Source organism: Simplicispira hankyongi (assembly GCF_003570885.1).
Classification (GTDB): Bacteria; Pseudomonadota; Gammaproteobacteria; order Burkholderiales; family Burkholderiaceae_C; genus Simplicispira; species Simplicispira hankyongi.
The window spans coordinates 749,209-763,733 of sequence record NZ_QXJC01000003.1; the positions used below are offsets into that span (position 1 = coordinate 749,209).

Genomic DNA, 14,525 nt, shown 5'->3' on the forward strand with positions numbered 1-14,525 from the left:
GCCAGCCGCGCCCAGCGCTGCGCCAGGGCCTCGGTTTCGCGCTGCTTAGCCGTTTCGAAAAAGAAAGCTGTAGGCGTTGAGCGCCGGCACCCCTCCCAGGTGCGCGTACAGAACCCGGGAGCCTTCGGGGAATTCGCCGTTGCGCACCTTGTCGATCATGCCGTGCATGGACTTGCCTTCGTACACCGGGTCGGTGAGCATGCCTTCCTGGCGCGCACACAGGCGAATGGCTTCGAGCGTGCCCTCGTTGGGCAGGCCGTACTCGGGGCCGCCGTAGCGCGTGTCCAGCACTACGTCCTCGGCCGTGATCTCCTGGCCCAGCTCCACCAGTTGGGCCGTGTTCTGGGCGATGCGCAGAATTTGCGCATGGGTCTGCGCGGGCTTGGCCGATGCGTCAATGCCGATCACCTTGCGCGCGCGGCCATCGGCCGCAAAGCCCACCACCATGCCGGCCTGCGTGCTGCCCGTGACCGAGCACACGACGATGTAGTCGAACTGGAAACCCAGCGCTCTCTCCTGCTGGCGCACTTCCTCGGCAAAGCCCACAAAGCCCAGGCCGCCGTACGGGTGCTCGGAGCAGCCTGCGGGGATGGGGAAGGGCTTGCCGCCCGCCTTGCGCACGTCGTCCATGGCCTGCTCCCAACTGGGGCGGATGCCGATGTCAAAGCCCGCCGCGTCCAGGCGCACATCGGCGCCCATGATGCGGCTCATCTCGATGTTGCCCACGCGGTCGTACACCGCGTCGGAGTAGTTCACCCAGTTCTCCTGCACCAGCACGCACTTCATGCCCAGGTGGGCCGCCACGGCGGCCACCTGGCGCGTCTGGTTGGACTGGATGCCGCCAATCGACACCAGGGTGTCGTAGCCGCCCGCAATCGCTTCAGGGATCAGGTATTCGAGCTTGCGGGTTTTGTTGCCGCCGAAGGCGAGGCCCGAGTTGCAGTCCTCGCGCTTGGCGTACAGATGGACCTTGCCGCCCAGGTGGGCCGACAGCCGTGGGAGCGGTGTGATGGGCGAGGGGCCGAAGGTGAGCGGGTGACGGGGAAATTTCTGCAGGTTCATGGCGGTTGTCCGGTCGATGGAAGGGGTGGGTGCAAGGGCTCGCTTGCAGTGCCTTCATCGTAAAAAGACACGCGCATTAAATGGTTGCGAATTTCATGGAATTTTCAGAGTTCTTGGTTTCTATATAAAAATATTAGCGTCAAATATTTCTTGAAATCCATCATGTGCGCAACAAAAATTCGTTCCAGGAATGTGCCGCAGGCCGATGTGTCGGCCGAGCTGGACCGCACCGACAAAGCCATCCTGCGCCAGTTGCAGCGCGACGCCTCGCTGTCCAATGTGGCGCTGGCCGAGAAGGTTCATCTGAGCGCACCCGCCTGCCTGCGCCGGGTGGAGCGGCTCAAGCGCCTGGGGCTGATTGACAAGGTGGTGGCGCTGCTCGACCCCAAGGCCGTGGGCGCCGGCATGCTGGTGATGATCGGCGTGGTGCTGGACCGCTCCACGCCCGAGTCGTTCGCCGAATTTGAAAAGGCGGCCGCCAAGGTGTCCGGCTGCATGGAGTGCCACGTGGTGACCGGCGAGTTCGACTACTTCATGCTGGTGCGCACGCGCGACAGCGACAGCTTCAACCGCCTGCACGCCGAGCAGTTGCTTTACCTGCCGGGCGTGCGGCAGGTGCGCTCGTTCATGGTGCTGCGCAATGTGCTGTCCACCACAGAACTACCGCTGGCCTTGTGAGGGCGCCCCTCAGAGTCTGTTCAAAGTCTCACAACCCCCACTGCCGCGCTGCCAGGTCCTTCATGATGTCTTCCGCCCCGCCGCCAATCATCATCACCTTCACCTCGCGGTAGATGCGCTCGCTGACCGTGCCGCGCATATAGCCCATGCCGCCGAGGATCTGCACCGCCTGGTCGGCGCAGAACTGCAGGGTCTGGGTGGCGTGGTTCTTGAGCACACAGACCTGGGCCACCCAGTCTGCCCCCACGTCGCCGGCATCCGCCCGTGCGGCCAGGGCTTCGACCCAGGCAGACGTGGACTGGATGCGCATCTGCATGTCCACCAGCTTGTGGCGCACCGCCTGGTGGCCAACGAGCGTGCTGCCAAAAGTCTTGCGCTGGCGCGCCCAGGCGAGCGCCTCGTCGTAGCAGGCCTGGGCAAAGCCCAGCGACGCAGCGGCAATGCCGAAGCGTTCCGCGTTGAAGTTGGCCATGATGGCGCGAAAGCCGGCACCCTCTTCGCCGAGCAGGTAGCGGGCAGGCACGCGCATATGGTCAAAGCGCAGATGCGCCGTGTCCGAGCACCACCAGCCCATTTTTTCCAGGCGCGTGCGCGCGAGACCAGGGCTGTCGCCCGGCACCAGCAGCAGCGAAATGCCGCCCGAACCTTTAGCGCCAGCCTCGCCCGTGCGCACGGCGAGTGTGATCCAGTCGGCACGCATGCCCGAGGTGATGAAGACCTTTTCGCCATTGACCACGTAGTCGCCGCCATCGCGGCGTGCGGTGGTGGCGAGCTGTGCCACGTCCGAGCCGCCACCCGGTTCGGTGACGGCGAGCGCGGCAATCTGTTCGCCGGCCAACACGGGCGGAACGACTTCTCGGCGTACCGCCTCGCTCGCCAGCGCCAGCACTGGCGGCAGGCCGATGTTGTGCGAGAGGAGGCTGGCAAGCACGCCGCCACTGGCACCGTAGCGGCACAGCGGCGACCACAAGGCCAGGCGCAGCGCTTGCGGCGCGGGTGTTCCGCCGTACTGCTCGGGGTAACCCAAACCGAGCAGGCCGAGCTCGCCGGCGCGGCGGTACAGGCTGCGCGGGAATTCACCGGCAGCGTCCCACGCGGTGACGTGGGGGGCGATTTCGGTGCGGGCAAAGCGCTCGACCGTGTCGTGCAAAGCGGCGCGGTCGGCCAGCAATTCGGTGGATGAGGCAGTGCTGGAGGCGCTCATGGAACATCCCCCAAAAACAGCGCCAGCGCCTGGTCGGTAAGCGCATCAAGCGAATGCGCGCCGCGCGCATTGAACCACTGCACCGACCAGTTGAGCGCGCCGAGGATGAACAAGCGCGCCGTGGCTGGGTCGGCCCTGAGTGCGCCCTGGCGGTGCAGTGCTTCGAGCACCGGCGTCCAGCAGGCCTCGTAGGCGTCCTTGGTGGCGGCAATGTCCTGGCGCTGGGTGCTGGTAAGCGAGCGCCATTCGTAGAGCATTACGGGGATGAAATCAGCATGCGGCCCGTGCAGCACCTCGAAATGCTGGCGCACCAGGCTGCGCAGTTGCGCGTGCGGGCTGGCGCCTTCCGGCAACCGGGCGAGCGCGTCCTTCTGGCTTTGGGCAGCGAATGCCATGCCTTCCTGCACCACCACGTAGAGCAAGGCATTTTTGCTATCGAAATGGTAGAACGGCGAGCCGCTGCGCATGCCGGCGGCGGCCGCAATGTCGCGGGTGCTGGTGCCCTCGAAACCCTTGGCGCGAAACAAGCGCGCCGCAGCCTCGATCAAGGGGCGGCGGCGGTTGCCTTCGTCGGGGTCGGCTTGCGACTTGGGCGGGCGGCCCCGGCGGCGCGGGCTGGGCGCGGGCGGCGTGGCAGCCGTGCGGGGAGAACTGGCTTGCGGCTTGGTCATGCCGGGAAGATAGCAAGAGCGGCATTTTTAAGCAAGCAGATGCTTTGTGAAAATACCGTGAACTATTCTGCTGCCGCCCCAGCGCGGCATGGCGGCGGGCACGGCCGCCTCACCCTGCACCGGCTCAGGCCAGTGCTGGCCTGGCCTCGTTTTGGCGCAACCGCGGCGGAGAGGCGCGCTCGCCCGTGCCGACCTCGATTTCGCCCGAAAGCTGGCCGCCCTCTTCAATCACCAGCTTGCCATAGCGGATCTTGCCGCTGACCTTGCCGGTGCTGAAGATGACCAGCTTCTGGCGCACCGTCAGCGAACCATCGAAGTTGCCGCGAATCTCGGCAATATCGATCTCGGCAGAGCCACGAAACGCGCCTTCTTCTGAAATCTGGATAACGCGCGAATCCATGGTGGCCTCAACCGTGCCTTCAACGACAAGCGTATCGCAATCGGTGATCTCCACGCCCTTGAGCTTGATGTTCGGCCCGACGGTGAGCTTGCTGCCAGCGCCGCCAGGGGCCGCAGCCGTGGTGGTCACGGGCGCCGCACTGTGCGCGGTTTGTGGAGCTGGCGCTACCGGAGCGCTGGTATGGCGCTGGAAGGATTCGGGTTCACGTTTGCCAAAGAACGGGGTTTGCACGGCCATCGGACCTCCTTGTTGGTAAGCAAGGATCGTAGAAGGCCGCCCACACCAGGCACCGCATGGATTCGCAAGTTGCGTAAGCAAACGGTTCAACGCTTGCATGCGCTTGCAGCAGTTGCCACAGCACACACCACGTAAGGACGTGTCACGAAACGATGTACGCCCCCGCCCCGGTGGCCATGAGGCTGCCATCGGGGCCCAAAAATTCCATGCGCGTGCTGGCCACACGCGAGCCCAGGCGCAGCACCGTGGCGCGCAGGTCGAAATGGCTGCCGATGCCGGGGCGCAGGTAGTCGATGCGCAGGTCGATGGTGCCCAGGCGCGAAAAACGGTGCAGGCGCTGTTCGGGCGGCTCGTCCATGTGCTTGGCGCCCAGCGCCGCCATGACCGCCAGGCCGCCCATGGCGTCCAGCCCGGCGCTGATGGCGCCGCCGTGGATGCGGTTGTAGGCAAAGTGACCAATGAGTTCGGGGCGCATGGCAATGCGGCCGCTGGCGCCATCGGCGCGCAGCTCGGTCACCTTCAGGCCCAGCACCTGGTTGAAGACGATTTTTTCTTCAAATATCGCCTTGAGGGCGGTGACGAATTCCGGCTCGAAGGCGGGCACAGTGGGTTGGGTAGCGGGGCTCATCGGACTCCAAGTAAGCGGCACCGGCACGGATGGCCGGCACCATAAAAATATCAATTTCATAGCTGCTAGCGCTTACAGGATAAGCGCTAGAGCCCTATTTCATTCAAATTTCCCATGCCTGCCGGCGCCTTGCGCAAAGTGTGCCGCGCCGCGCAGGGCGTCGGCCAGGCAGGCACGGCCACCCCGCCACTCCTGGAACAGGGCCTCACGCTCACCCAAGCCCTCTTGCGCCAAGGCGCTGGCGCGGTCGGCGCGCAGCGTGGCCTGGGGAAACGCAGCCAGTTGCCGCGCCAGCGCCAAGGCCTCATCGCGCGCCGCACCTTTGGGAACGACGCGGTTGCACAGCCCGATGCGCAGAGCTTCTTCGGCATCGACCTTGCGGCCCGTCAAAATCAGATCCAGCGCCCGTGCCAGGCCAATCAGGCGCGGCAGGCGCACCGTGCCACCGTCAATCAGTGGCACGCCAAAGCGCCGACAGAAGATGCCGAAGTACGCGTCCTCTTCCACCACGCGCAGGTCGCACCACAAGGCAAGCTCCATGCCGCCTGCCACCGCGGCACCACTGATGGCAGCCACCACAGGCTTGGTGAGCGCGAGACGGCTCGGCCCCATGGGGGCCAAGGGCTCGGTATCCGACGCAAAGAAGTCGAGCTGCCCGGCCAGCGCATCGGGGGTCACACCGCCTTCGAGCAGCGCCGCGCCGGCCTGCAAATCCCAGCCGGCACAAAAATGCCCGTTCGCGCCGTGAAACACCGCCACATCAGCCGTGTCGTCGTGCTCGAAGGCGACAAACGCCGCATGCAAGGCGAGCGCCGTGGCGGCGTCGACCGCGTTGCGCACCTGGGGCCGGTCGAGTGTCACCAGCGTGACGCGCTCAAATTTTTCGGTATAGACGGTCATCGTTTGATGCGTGACATTGCGCTTGCCTGCAGTTCGGGTTAGCCCCCGCTTGTGGCACACGCGGCAGGCAGGCACATTATTTAGTCAAAGCGTCTGCTTCGCACAATTTACCGGAGACTTCGTGCAGTTCCTGCAATTGACGGTCAGCGGCATTTCACAGGGCTGCATTTACGGATTGATCGCATTGGGCTTCGTCTTGATCTACAAGGCGACCGAGGCAGTGAGCTTTGCCCAGGGCGAGCTGATGATGCTCGGCGCCTTCTGCGGCCTGGCGCTGATGACGGTCCTGGGCTTCCCCTACTGGGTGGCAGTGCCGGCCACGATCGTGGCGATGGGGCTGTTCGGCGTGGTGCTTGAACGCCTGGTCATCCGCCCCATCCTTGGCCAGCCGGTGTTCTCGATCGTCATGCTCACGATTGGCGTCGGCTACGTGCTGCGCGGCCTGGTCACCATGATTCCCGACATTGGCACCAACACCAACAGCCTGCCCGTGCCTTACAAGGACATGCTGCTGCGCATGAGGGAGCTGGTGCTGAGCGCCGAGCAACTGGTGGTGATCGGCGCCACCGCCGTGCTGTGTCTGCTGCTGTTTGCGCTGTTTCGCTACAGCAAGCTGGGCGTGGCCATGCAGGCTTCATCACAGAACCAGCTGGCGGCGTATTACATGGGCATTCCGGTGCAGCGGCTCAATGGCCTGGCCTGGGGGCTGGCATCTGCCGTAGCGGCGGTGGCGGGGCTGCTGCTGGCGCCGATCACCTTCGTGCACGCCAACATGGGCTTCATCGGGCTCAAGGCGTTTCCGGCTGCCGTGGTGGGTGGTTTTGGCAGCTTGCCGGGCGCCATTGTCGGCGGCCTGGTGATTGGCCTGGTGGAATCGTTTTCGGGCTTTTATCTGCCTGAAGGCTTCAAGGACACCGCGCCTTACATCGTCGTGCTGCTCATGTTGATGGTCCGGCCCAACGGCCTGTTTGGCGAACGCCTGCGCAAGAAGGTATGACCATGGCACTCCCCCGAAGCACCTGCGGCGCCTCCCCCTCAAGGGGGCGGTACCAGCGGCCCGGCAAAGCCGGTTCCGCGGTAGCCCCGGTATTTGGTGGCGCGCGCTTCATACGGCATCGGTGCGGCGCAGAAAAGGGGCGCTGCTGATATGCGCTTTCTCTTCAAGACCTCGTACGCGCAGGACCTGCGGCTGGCCAAGCATGGCGGGCAGGTGTTCTGGTACGGCCTGCTGTGTCTGTTGCTGGTTGCGGCACCGCTGTTCACGCCCGAATACTGGCTGGCACAGCTCACCTTTGTGCTGATCTATGCCATCGTCGGCTTGGGGCTGATGCTGCTCGCCGGCTACACCGGCCTGTTCTCACTCGGGCACGCGGCGTTTCTCGGGGTGGGGGCGTACACGCAGGCGGTATTGACCGGCATGGGCTGGCCATTTTTCCTGTCGCTGGGCTGCGCTGCGGGCATTTCGGCGGCCGTTGGCATCGTTGTCGGCCTGCCGGCGATGCGTGTCAAAGGCATTTACCTGGGTATGGCCACATTGGCCTTTGGCTTCATTGTCGAAGAAGGGTTTGCGCGCTGGGAGAGTGTGACGGGCGGCAATTCTGGTATGCCGGTGGGCACGCCCGAGGTGCTGGGCTACGCGCTGGACACCGCGACGTCGTTCTACTTGCTGTGCCTGGCGATCACGGCGGCGTGCACGCTGGTGATCCTGAACCTGCTGCGCTCGCCCACCGGGAGGGCCTTTGTCGCCATCCGGGATTCGGAGATTTCCGCGCAGAGCATGGGCATTCACCTCGCGTACTACAAGACGCTGTCGTTCGCGCTCTCGGCAGCATTCGCCGGCATTGGCGGCGCGCTGTACGCGCACAAGCTGCAGTTCATCTCGCCGGACCAGTTCAGCATCCTGCAATCAATTGACCTGCTGCTGATGATCGTCATCGGCGGGCTGGGCTCGGTGCACGGCGCCTTCCTGGGAGCGCTGTTCCTGATTTCCATGCCACAGCTCATCTCGCTCGGCAAAGACTGGCTGCCCGATTCGGTCGGCCAGTCGCCCGGCCTGCAAGGCCTGGTTTATGGCGTGGTGCTGATTGCCTTCGTGCTGTTCGAGCCCATGGGGCTGTACGGCCGCTGGCTCAAGGTGCGCACCTGGCTGCAGATGTTTCCGTTCTACCGCCAGGGTATGTTCAAGCGACAGAAAACATTCCAGAAATCGGATAGGTTGAGATGAGCAGGCCCGCCAACTCTGATGTCCTGCTCGCGGCCCGCAACCTCAGCGTGCGCTTTGGCGGTGTGCTTGCCGTCAACGACGTCAGTTTTGACGTGCGCCGGGGCGAGGTGTTCACGCTCATCGGACCCAACGGCGCTGGCAAGACGACGGTGTTCAATCTGATCAGCCGCATCTACACCCCCACCACCGGCACCATTGCATGGTCAGGGCCAGACAGGCACGTCGATCTGACGCAGCAGGCGCCGCACCAGGTGGCAGGCCTGGGCATTGCACGCACCTTCCAGAACATCGAGTTGTTCGAACACGCCAGCGTGCTGCACAACCTGTTGATCGGCCGGCACATCCGGCGCGAAACCGGGCTCTGGGCCGACATGCTGTTCACCAGCCGCGTGCGCGCCGCCGAAGTGCGTGCGCGCACGAAGGCCGAGGAAATCATCGAGTTCCTGGACCTGCAACACTACCGCGACACGCTGGTGGCCGGCCTGCCCTACGGCGTGCGCAAGGTGGTGGAGCTGGCCCGCGCGCTGTGCACCGAGCCGCGGCTTTTGCTGCTGGATGAGCCCTCGTCGGGCCTGAACGTCGAGGAGACCGAAGACATGGCATTCTGGATCCAGGACATCCAGCAGGACCTGGGTATTTCCGTGCTGATGGTCGAACACGACATGTCGCTCGTGTCCAAGGTATCCGACCGCGTGCTGGCCATGAACCAGGGCGAGGTCGTCGCGCTGGGCACGCCGCAGGAAGTGCAGGCCCACCCCGGCGTGATCGAGGCCTACCTGGGCAGCATCGACGAAGTCGCCAGCCTGCGCCGCCCAGCCGGCAGCGCTCCCGCCAGGAGCGCCACATGATGAGCGGCGCCGCCGAAACCACCATGGCTCCCGCCCACGGCAAGGTGGCACAACCCCTGTTGCGCCTGCAAAACGTCGAGAGCGCCTACGGCCCGATCAAAGCGATTCGGGGCGTGAGCCTGAAGGTGCAGCCAGGCGAGATTGCCGCTGTGCTGGGCAGCAACGGCGCGGGCAAGACCACCATTCTCAAAACCATCTCCGGCATCCTGGACCCGCGCCGGGGCAGCGTGGAATTCGAGGGCGCGGACATCACCGCACACGACCCGGCCGCCATCGTGCGGCGCGGCATGGTGCACGTACCCGAAGGGCGGGAAGTGTTTGCCCTGCTCTCCGTGCGCGACAACCTGATGATGGGTGCCTACACCCGCAGCGACGGCGACGCCGTGGCGCGCGACCTGGAGGTGGTCTATGGCTACTTCCCCATCCTGCGCGAGCGCGCTGCGCAGGAGGCAGGCCTGCTCTCTGGCGGCCAGCAGCAGATGCTGGCGATCTCGCGTGCGCTGATGGCCGCGCCCAAGCTGATCCTGCTCGACGAACCCAGTCTGGGGCTCTCGCCGCGTTTAACGAAGGAAATCTTCGAGATCGTGGTGCGCATCAACCGCGAACGCGGCACCACCATTTTGCTGGTCGAACAGAACGCCAACATGGCCCTCAACGCCGCCGACTTCGGCTACGTGCTGGAGAACGGCCGCATCGTCATGGAAGGCGGTTGCGACGTGCTGCGCGAGAAAGACGATATCAAAGAGTTCTACCTCGGCATGAAGGACCAAGGCGTGCGCGGCGAGCGGCGCTGGAAGAAAAAGAAGACATGGAGGTGAAATGAAGCCCCCCCTGAGGCGCTTCGCGCCTCCGTGCGTCCGCCGGAGACGGCCGCTCTTCGGGCGCGTCCAAGCCTGCGCAGGCAGGCTTGGAGCCGCGGCCCTCAGCCCCTCTCTTGACTCGCTGCGCGAGGTGGGAGAGCGACGCCCCCAGCGCGGCGGTGCGGCCCTTGCGCGGGGGCGCTGGCCTAGAGCGTGCCAGTTTCAAAAGCGGTCGACGGCACACGACGCCATGGATCACTGATATGTCGAATCTCTGGGACCTCTCTCACATCCAGCCTGCTGGCGCCGACGTGCTGGCGGGCGACACCATCCCCGCGATGTTCTGGAACGCGGTGGCGGCGCGCGGGCCAAAGGTGTGGCTGCGCCAGAAGGAGCTCGGCATCTGGAAAAGCTGGGCCTGGAACCAGACCGCCGACGCAGTGCGCGAGATCGCTGGCGGGCTGATGGCGCTTGGCCTGGCGCCGGGCGAGTGCACCTCCATCCTGTCGAACACCACCATCGAATGGGTGCTGGCAGACCTGGCCGTGCTGTGCTGCGGCGGCGTCTCCAACGGCATCTACCCGACCGATGCCGCCGTGCAGGTGCAGTACCTGTGCGAAGACTCGTCCACCCGCGTGCTGTTTGTCGAGGACGACGAGCAGCTCGACAAGGCGCTGGAAGTGCGCGCCCGGCTACCCTTGCTACGCAAGATCGTGGTCTTCGACATGGAAGGCCTGCGCGCCCTGGACGACGAAGGCGTGATGGGCCTGCCCGCGCTGCGCGCCCTGGGGCGCGAGTACCTGGCGCAGCACGCAGGCGAGCTCGAACGCCGCTCCCAGGCCTGCCAACCGCAGGACCTCGCCATCCTCGTCTACACCTCGGGCACCACCGGCAAGCCCAAGGGCGCCATGCACACGCACGGCGCCATCACCTACACCTTGCGCGGCTACAACACCTTGATTGCGCGCAGCGAAGCCGACGAAGCCATGTGCTTCCTGCCGCTGTGCCACATCGCCGAGCGCATGGGCGGTGAATACTTTTCGCTCTACACCGGATCGAAACTCAACTTCGTCGAGAACCCCGACACCGTGCCCGAGAACGTGCGCGAAATTTCTCCCACGGTGTTCACCGCCGTGCCGCGTGTGTGGGAGAAGTTCTATTCGGGCGTGATGATTTCGCTGAAAGAATCGACCCGGCTGCAGCAACTCGCCTACGCCTGGGCGATTGGCGTGGGCACGCGCATTGCCGATCGGGTTTTGGCGGGTGAAGCCGTCGGCACCAGTCTGAAATTGCGCTTCTATCTGGCGCGCTGGCTGGTGCTGGACAACGTGCGCAAGCTCATCGGCATCCACAAGGCGCGCTTTCTCGTCACGGGCGCGGCGCCGATTTCGCCAGAGCTGGTGAAGTGGTACCTGGCGCTGGGCGTGCCCATGCTGGAAGTCTGGGGCATGACGGAAACCTGCGGTGCTGCCACCGGTGTACCGGCAAGCCGCATGAAGCCCGGCTCCATCGGCCCGGCGGCGCAGTTCAACGAAGTGCGTATTGCCGAGGGCACGGGCGAAATCCTGGTGCGCGGCCCCAACGTGTTCAAGGGCTACCTGAACCAACCAGAAAAAACCGCCGAAACCATCGACGCCGAAGGCTGGCTGCACACCGGCGACGTGGGCAGCATGGATGCCGATGGCTACCTGCGCATTACCGACCGCATGAAGGACATCATCATCACCGCCGGCGGCAAGAACGTGACGCCAAGCGAGTTGGAGAACGAGCTCAAGTTCAGCCCCTACATCACCGACGCAGTGGTAATCGGCGACAAGCGGCCCTACCTCACGGTCATCGTCATGATCGACCAGGAAAACGTCGAGAAGTACGCGCAGGACCATGACGTGCCCTTCTCCAACTACGCCAGCCTGACGCGCACGGCCGAGGTGCAGGCGCTGATTCAAGGCGAGCTCGACCGCGTGAACGCCAAGTTCGCGCGGGTCGAGCAGCTCAAGAAGTTCTTCTTGCTCGACACCCAACTAACCGCCGAGGACGAAGAGCTCACGCCCACCATGAAGCTCAAGCGCAAGCTGGTGGAACAGAAGTACGCACCCCACATTGAGGCGATGTATCGGTAGCCTAGGGAAATTGCCCGTGTCCTGAGCGCTGCCCCGCCCTATAACTGATCACTCAAGGAGACAAAGCCATGAAACTTCACCACCTCGCAGCCCTGGCGTTCGCGCTGGGCACCACGGGCGCCGCCTTGGCGCAGGCGCAGCAGGGTGTCACCAAGGACACCATCACGCTGGGCACGATTCAGGATTTGTCCGGCCCGCTGGCCGGTTTTGGCAAGCAGGTGCGCCTGGGCATGATGCTGCGCGTGGACGAGGCCAACGAGCAGGGCGGTGTCGATGGCCGCAAGCTCGAACTGAAGGTGGAAGATTCGGGCTACGACCCCAAGCGCGCCGTGCTGGCTGCACAAAAGCTCGTGAACCAGGACAAAATTTTCATGATGGTCGGCCACATCGGCACGGCGCAGAACATGGCCGCCATGCCGGTGCAGTTCACCAAGAACGTCATCAACTTCTTCCCGGTGACCGCCGCGCGTGAAATGTACGAGCCCTTCAATAGGCTCAAGTACTCGTTTGCCGCGACCTATTACGACCAGATCCGCCTGGCCCTGCCCAAGCTGGTGAAGGAAAAGAACGCCAAGAAGGTCTGCACCATTTACCAGGACGACGAGTTCGGCCTGGAAGTCGAGCGCGGTGGTGAAGCTGCTCTCAAGGCCATGGGCACGGACTACACCGAGAAAACGTCATTCAAGCGCGGTGCCACCGATTTTTCCTCGCAGGTGGCCAAGATGAAGGCTGCGGGTTGCGACTTCGTCGTGCTTGGCACCATCATCCGCGAGACCATCGGCACCATTGGCGAAGCGCGCAAGACGGGCTTCAACCCGACCTTCCTCGGTTCCAGCGCGGCCTATACCGACCTGATCCACAAGCTGGGCGGCAAAGCCATGGACGGGCTCTACGCCACCATGACGGTGCAGAACCCCTACCTGGATGAGGCCTCGCAGCCGATCCGCTTCTGGGCCAACAAGTACAAGACCAAGTTCAACGAGGACCCGACCGTGTTCTCGGTCTATGGCTACGACATCATCGACTCGTTCATCCGCGCAGCGCAGAAGGCGGGCAAGAACCTGACCACCGACAGCTTCATCAAGGCCATGGACACGATGGTGATCCCGCCGGACATTTTCGGCAGCGCCGAGGCCACCTTCGGCCCCAAGAAGCGCCTGGGCAGCAACCTCTCGCGCCTGTCGCAAATCCAGGATGGCAAGTGGAAGGTCGTGTCCGACTACGTGCAGCCCTGAGCCTGCGCGCCGGTCGCCTGAGCCGCCCAGTAGGCGGCTCTTTTTTTGCCGCCATGCGCGGGGGCGCGAGCCGCCTCGCGCTTGTGAAGCGCTCGCGGCGAACCGCGCCCCGGTAGTCTCAGCGTGCGGGCCGGCACAGTTCGCGCAGACGGCTTTCGAGGGCACTTGCGTCCAGGCTGGTGAAATCCGCATCGTGCACCCACTGCAGCCGGGCGGCCACGGCATGGCTCAGAACGGCCTTGAGGGCTCCCAGGAAGGGGCTGGATGCCGTGAGCCACAAGGCCTCGTATTCCCCCTGTGCCAGGCCCTCCTCGAGCCGTGCCGCCAGTTCACAGGCGAACTGGTGCATCACCTTCTGGCGCGTGCTGGTGTGCGGCTCGAAGTGCGCGGCAGCTGTGCTGTTGTCGCTGCTCTCATGGCCCTGGCGGTCCCGTTCAAGTTCACCATCCTTGAGACGACCTTGGGGAAAGTCGATGGTCTCCAGCGCCACCAGCGGATCGCCCGCGCCGGCACGGCTGAAGAATCGGGCCAGGGCCCCGTTGGCAACCAGAATCCACTGCTTACTCATAGCCGTTCCTTTCCGAATCGAGGGCTCCCAATCTAGGACCAGCGAGGGCACACGCCACTGAGTGCGATCAACACGGATGCAGGCGGGGAGCGCAACAGGCGGGCGCCTTCGCCACAGAACCCCGTGCACGATGGGGCGCGGATTCCCATTCGTGCCGACGCCGAAGGCGGACCACCAGCGTCCTGCAGAGAGGCGGGCTGGCGCACGAGGGCGACGTGGCCGACGCGGGTGGGCTATCGGCCCAGGCCGGGGCGGTACAGCAGAGAGCGGGGCATCGCACCTGCGCGGCCATTGAGTACGCTCAAGGCCACCGCCTGCGGCACCGCACAGACTGAAGGCCTCTGCTGCACACAGCATCTGGCGGGAAAGTGGTTTCGCAATCCGGCCCTGGAGACCGCACTGCGGCGGTCATCTGTACAAGCGTGGCGCAGACGTGAAGCGCCACCTACCGCCAGCCTGACGGCAGTTGGCACATCCCATCCTGGGGACAAGGAGGATCACCATGTTCAAGGTCCTGATTGCAGTCGACGGCTCCGAGCACGCCAACCACGCTATCGAGGCCGTGGCGTGGCTGCCGCGCGGACCGGGTGGCCTGGAGGTGGCGCTCGTGAACGTGAGCAACCCGGTGTACTACGGCGAACTCCCGGCCCTGGCGCAGGAGGAGGTCGAGAGGGCCCGGCGTGAACGGCAGGAGCGGATTCTGGAAGAGGCGGCGCAGCGGGCACGAGGCCTGGGCCTGATAGTGGGTGGCAAGCACGGCACGAGTGGATCGGTGGCCGAGGAGATCGTGGGGCTGGCGCGTGAGACCAGTGCCGATCAGATCGCCATGGGCACGCGCGGCCTGGGAGCGGCGGGCAGCCTCTTCCTCGGCTCGGTGGCCCTGGGCGTGGTGCACCGTTCGCATGTGCCCGTGTTGTTGGTGAAGTGAGGTGGCGACATGTCCGCGAAAG

15 protein-coding genes are annotated in these 14,525 nt (G+C 64.8%); 8 read left to right on the forward strand and 7 right to left on the reverse strand.

Going from position 1 to position 14,525, the window contains the following annotated elements; translation table 11 throughout:
• Positions 1-45: 45 nt before the first annotated feature.
• The gene (locus D3F03_RS10150; protein ID WP_119109232.1) at positions 46-1,062 is read right to left on the reverse strand and encodes a 1-aminocyclopropane-1-carboxylate deaminase; all 1,017 of its coding nucleotides are present in this window, start codon (positions 1,060-1,062) and stop codon (positions 46-48) included.
• A 162-nt stretch (positions 1,063-1,224) separates the two neighbouring features.
• Between D3F03_RS10150 and D3F03_RS10155 the strand changes: the two genes are divergently transcribed.
• A complete protein-coding gene (locus tag D3F03_RS10155; RefSeq protein ID WP_119109233.1) occupies positions 1,225-1,740 on the forward strand; it encodes an Lrp/AsnC family transcriptional regulator in 516 nt (171 codons plus the stop codon).
• Between the two features lie 28 nt (positions 1,741-1,768).
• Here the strand turns inward: D3F03_RS10155 and D3F03_RS10160 are convergent, their stop codons facing one another.
• The 5 genes from D3F03_RS10160 to D3F03_RS10180 form a co-directional block, all read right to left on the reverse strand.
• On the reverse strand, positions 1,769-2,944 hold the full coding sequence (locus D3F03_RS10160; RefSeq protein WP_119109234.1) for an acyl-CoA dehydrogenase family protein: 1,176 nt from the start codon (positions 2,942-2,944) through the stop codon (positions 1,769-1,771).
• Entirely contained in the window at positions 2,941-3,615 is a 675-nt protein-coding gene (locus D3F03_RS10165; RefSeq protein ID WP_119109235.1) for a TetR/AcrR family transcriptional regulator, read from the reverse strand. The genes D3F03_RS10160 and D3F03_RS10165 overlap by 4 nt, the downstream gene beginning before the upstream one ends.
• A gap of 124 nt (positions 3,616-3,739) precedes the next feature.
• Positions 3,740-4,252 carry a bactofilin family protein gene (locus D3F03_RS10170; RefSeq protein WP_119109236.1) on the reverse strand — a complete coding sequence of 171 codons (513 nt, stop codon included), beginning with the start codon at positions 4,250-4,252 and terminating at the stop codon, positions 3,740-3,742.
• A gap of 142 nt (positions 4,253-4,394) precedes the next feature.
• Complete coding sequence (locus tag D3F03_RS10175) at positions 4,395-4,880, reverse strand: thioesterase family protein (RefSeq protein ID WP_119109237.1); 486 nt, start codon at positions 4,878-4,880, stop codon at positions 4,395-4,397.
• Positions 4,881-4,979: 99 nt separating this feature from the next.
• Complete coding sequence (locus tag D3F03_RS10180; protein WP_119109238.1) at positions 4,980-5,780, reverse strand: crotonase/enoyl-CoA hydratase family protein; 801 nt, start codon at positions 5,778-5,780, stop codon at positions 4,980-4,982.
• 121 nt (positions 5,781-5,901) lie between these two features.
• Here D3F03_RS10180 and D3F03_RS10185 point away from each other — a divergent pair, with 121 nt between their 5' ends.
• The 6 genes from D3F03_RS10185 (at position 5,902) to D3F03_RS10210 (ending at position 13,007) form a co-directional block, all read left to right on the forward strand.
• Complete coding sequence (locus D3F03_RS10185) at positions 5,902-6,777, forward strand: branched-chain amino acid ABC transporter permease (protein ID WP_119109239.1); 876 nt, start codon at positions 5,902-5,904, stop codon at positions 6,775-6,777.
• Between the two features lie 150 nt (positions 6,778-6,927).
• The gene (locus D3F03_RS10190) at positions 6,928-8,004 is read left to right on the forward strand and encodes a branched-chain amino acid ABC transporter permease (RefSeq protein WP_119109240.1); all 1,077 of its coding nucleotides are present in this window, start codon (positions 6,928-6,930) and stop codon (positions 8,002-8,004) included.
• Positions 8,001-8,852, forward strand: coding sequence for an ABC transporter ATP-binding protein (locus D3F03_RS10195; protein WP_119109241.1), 852 nt, complete (start codon positions 8,001-8,003; stop codon positions 8,850-8,852). Before D3F03_RS10190 ends, D3F03_RS10195 begins: the two co-directional genes overlap by 4 nt.
• On the forward strand, positions 8,852-9,670 hold the full coding sequence (locus tag D3F03_RS10200; protein WP_119109500.1) for an ABC transporter ATP-binding protein: 819 nt from the start codon (positions 8,852-8,854) through the stop codon (positions 9,668-9,670). The genes D3F03_RS10195 and D3F03_RS10200 overlap by 1 nt, the downstream gene beginning before the upstream one ends.
• 245 nt (positions 9,671-9,915) lie before the next feature.
• Complete coding sequence (locus tag D3F03_RS10205) at positions 9,916-11,772, forward strand: AMP-dependent synthetase/ligase (protein WP_119109242.1); 1,857 nt, start codon at positions 9,916-9,918, stop codon at positions 11,770-11,772.
• Between the two features lie 68 nt (positions 11,773-11,840).
• Positions 11,841-13,007, forward strand: coding sequence for an ABC transporter substrate-binding protein (locus D3F03_RS10210; protein WP_119109243.1), 1,167 nt, complete (start codon positions 11,841-11,843; stop codon positions 13,005-13,007).
• 118 nt (positions 13,008-13,125) lie between these two features.
• On the opposite strand, the gene D3F03_RS17220 is transcribed toward D3F03_RS10210, so the two are convergent.
• Positions 13,126-13,575, reverse strand: a complete 450-nt coding sequence (locus tag D3F03_RS17220; protein ID WP_158606154.1) for a host attachment protein — start codon at positions 13,573-13,575, stop codon at positions 13,126-13,128.
• Positions 13,576-14,077: 502 nt separating this feature from the next.
• Between D3F03_RS17220 and D3F03_RS10220 the strand changes: the two genes are divergently transcribed.
• On the forward strand, positions 14,078-14,503 hold the full coding sequence (locus tag D3F03_RS10220) for a universal stress protein (protein WP_119109245.1): 426 nt from the start codon (positions 14,078-14,080) through the stop codon (positions 14,501-14,503).
• Positions 14,504-14,525 lie beyond the last annotated feature (22 nt).

Coding starts and splice junctions, on each gene's coding strand:
- D3F03_RS10175 (WP_119109237.1), bottom strand. CDS start 4,880: ATGAGCCCCGCTACCCAACCCACTGTGCCCGCCTTCGAGCCGGAATTC.
- D3F03_RS10200 (WP_119109500.1), top strand. CDS start 8,852: ATGAGCGGCGCCGCCGAAACCACCATGGCTCCCGCCCACGGCAAGGTG.
- D3F03_RS10205 (WP_119109242.1), top strand. CDS start 9,916: ATGTCGAATCTCTGGGACCTCTCTCACATCCAGCCTGCTGGCGCCGAC.
- D3F03_RS10150 (WP_119109232.1), bottom strand. CDS start 1,062: ATGAACCTGCAGAAATTTCCCCGTCACCCGCTCACCTTCGGCCCCTCG.
- D3F03_RS10210 (WP_119109243.1), top strand. CDS start 11,841: ATGAAACTTCACCACCTCGCAGCCCTGGCGTTCGCGCTGGGCACCACG.
- D3F03_RS10220 (WP_119109245.1), top strand. CDS start 14,078: ATGTTCAAGGTCCTGATTGCAGTCGACGGCTCCGAGCACGCCAACCAC.
- D3F03_RS10190 (WP_119109240.1), top strand. CDS start 6,928: ATGCGCTTTCTCTTCAAGACCTCGTACGCGCAGGACCTGCGGCTGGCC.
- D3F03_RS10170 (WP_119109236.1), bottom strand. CDS start 4,252: ATGGCCGTGCAAACCCCGTTCTTTGGCAAACGTGAACCCGAATCCTTC.
- D3F03_RS17220 (WP_158606154.1), bottom strand. CDS start 13,575: ATGAGTAAGCAGTGGATTCTGGTTGCCAACGGGGCCCTGGCCCGATTC.
- D3F03_RS10160 (WP_119109234.1), bottom strand. CDS start 2,944: ATGAGCGCCTCCAGCACTGCCTCATCCACCGAATTGCTGGCCGACCGC.
- D3F03_RS10155 (WP_119109233.1), top strand. CDS start 1,225: ATGTGCGCAACAAAAATTCGTTCCAGGAATGTGCCGCAGGCCGATGTG.
- D3F03_RS10165 (WP_119109235.1), bottom strand. CDS start 3,615: ATGACCAAGCCGCAAGCCAGTTCTCCCCGCACGGCTGCCACGCCGCCC.
- D3F03_RS10180 (WP_119109238.1), bottom strand. CDS start 5,780: ATGACCGTCTATACCGAAAAATTTGAGCGCGTCACGCTGGTGACACTC.
- D3F03_RS10195 (WP_119109241.1), top strand. CDS start 8,001: ATGAGCAGGCCCGCCAACTCTGATGTCCTGCTCGCGGCCCGCAACCTC.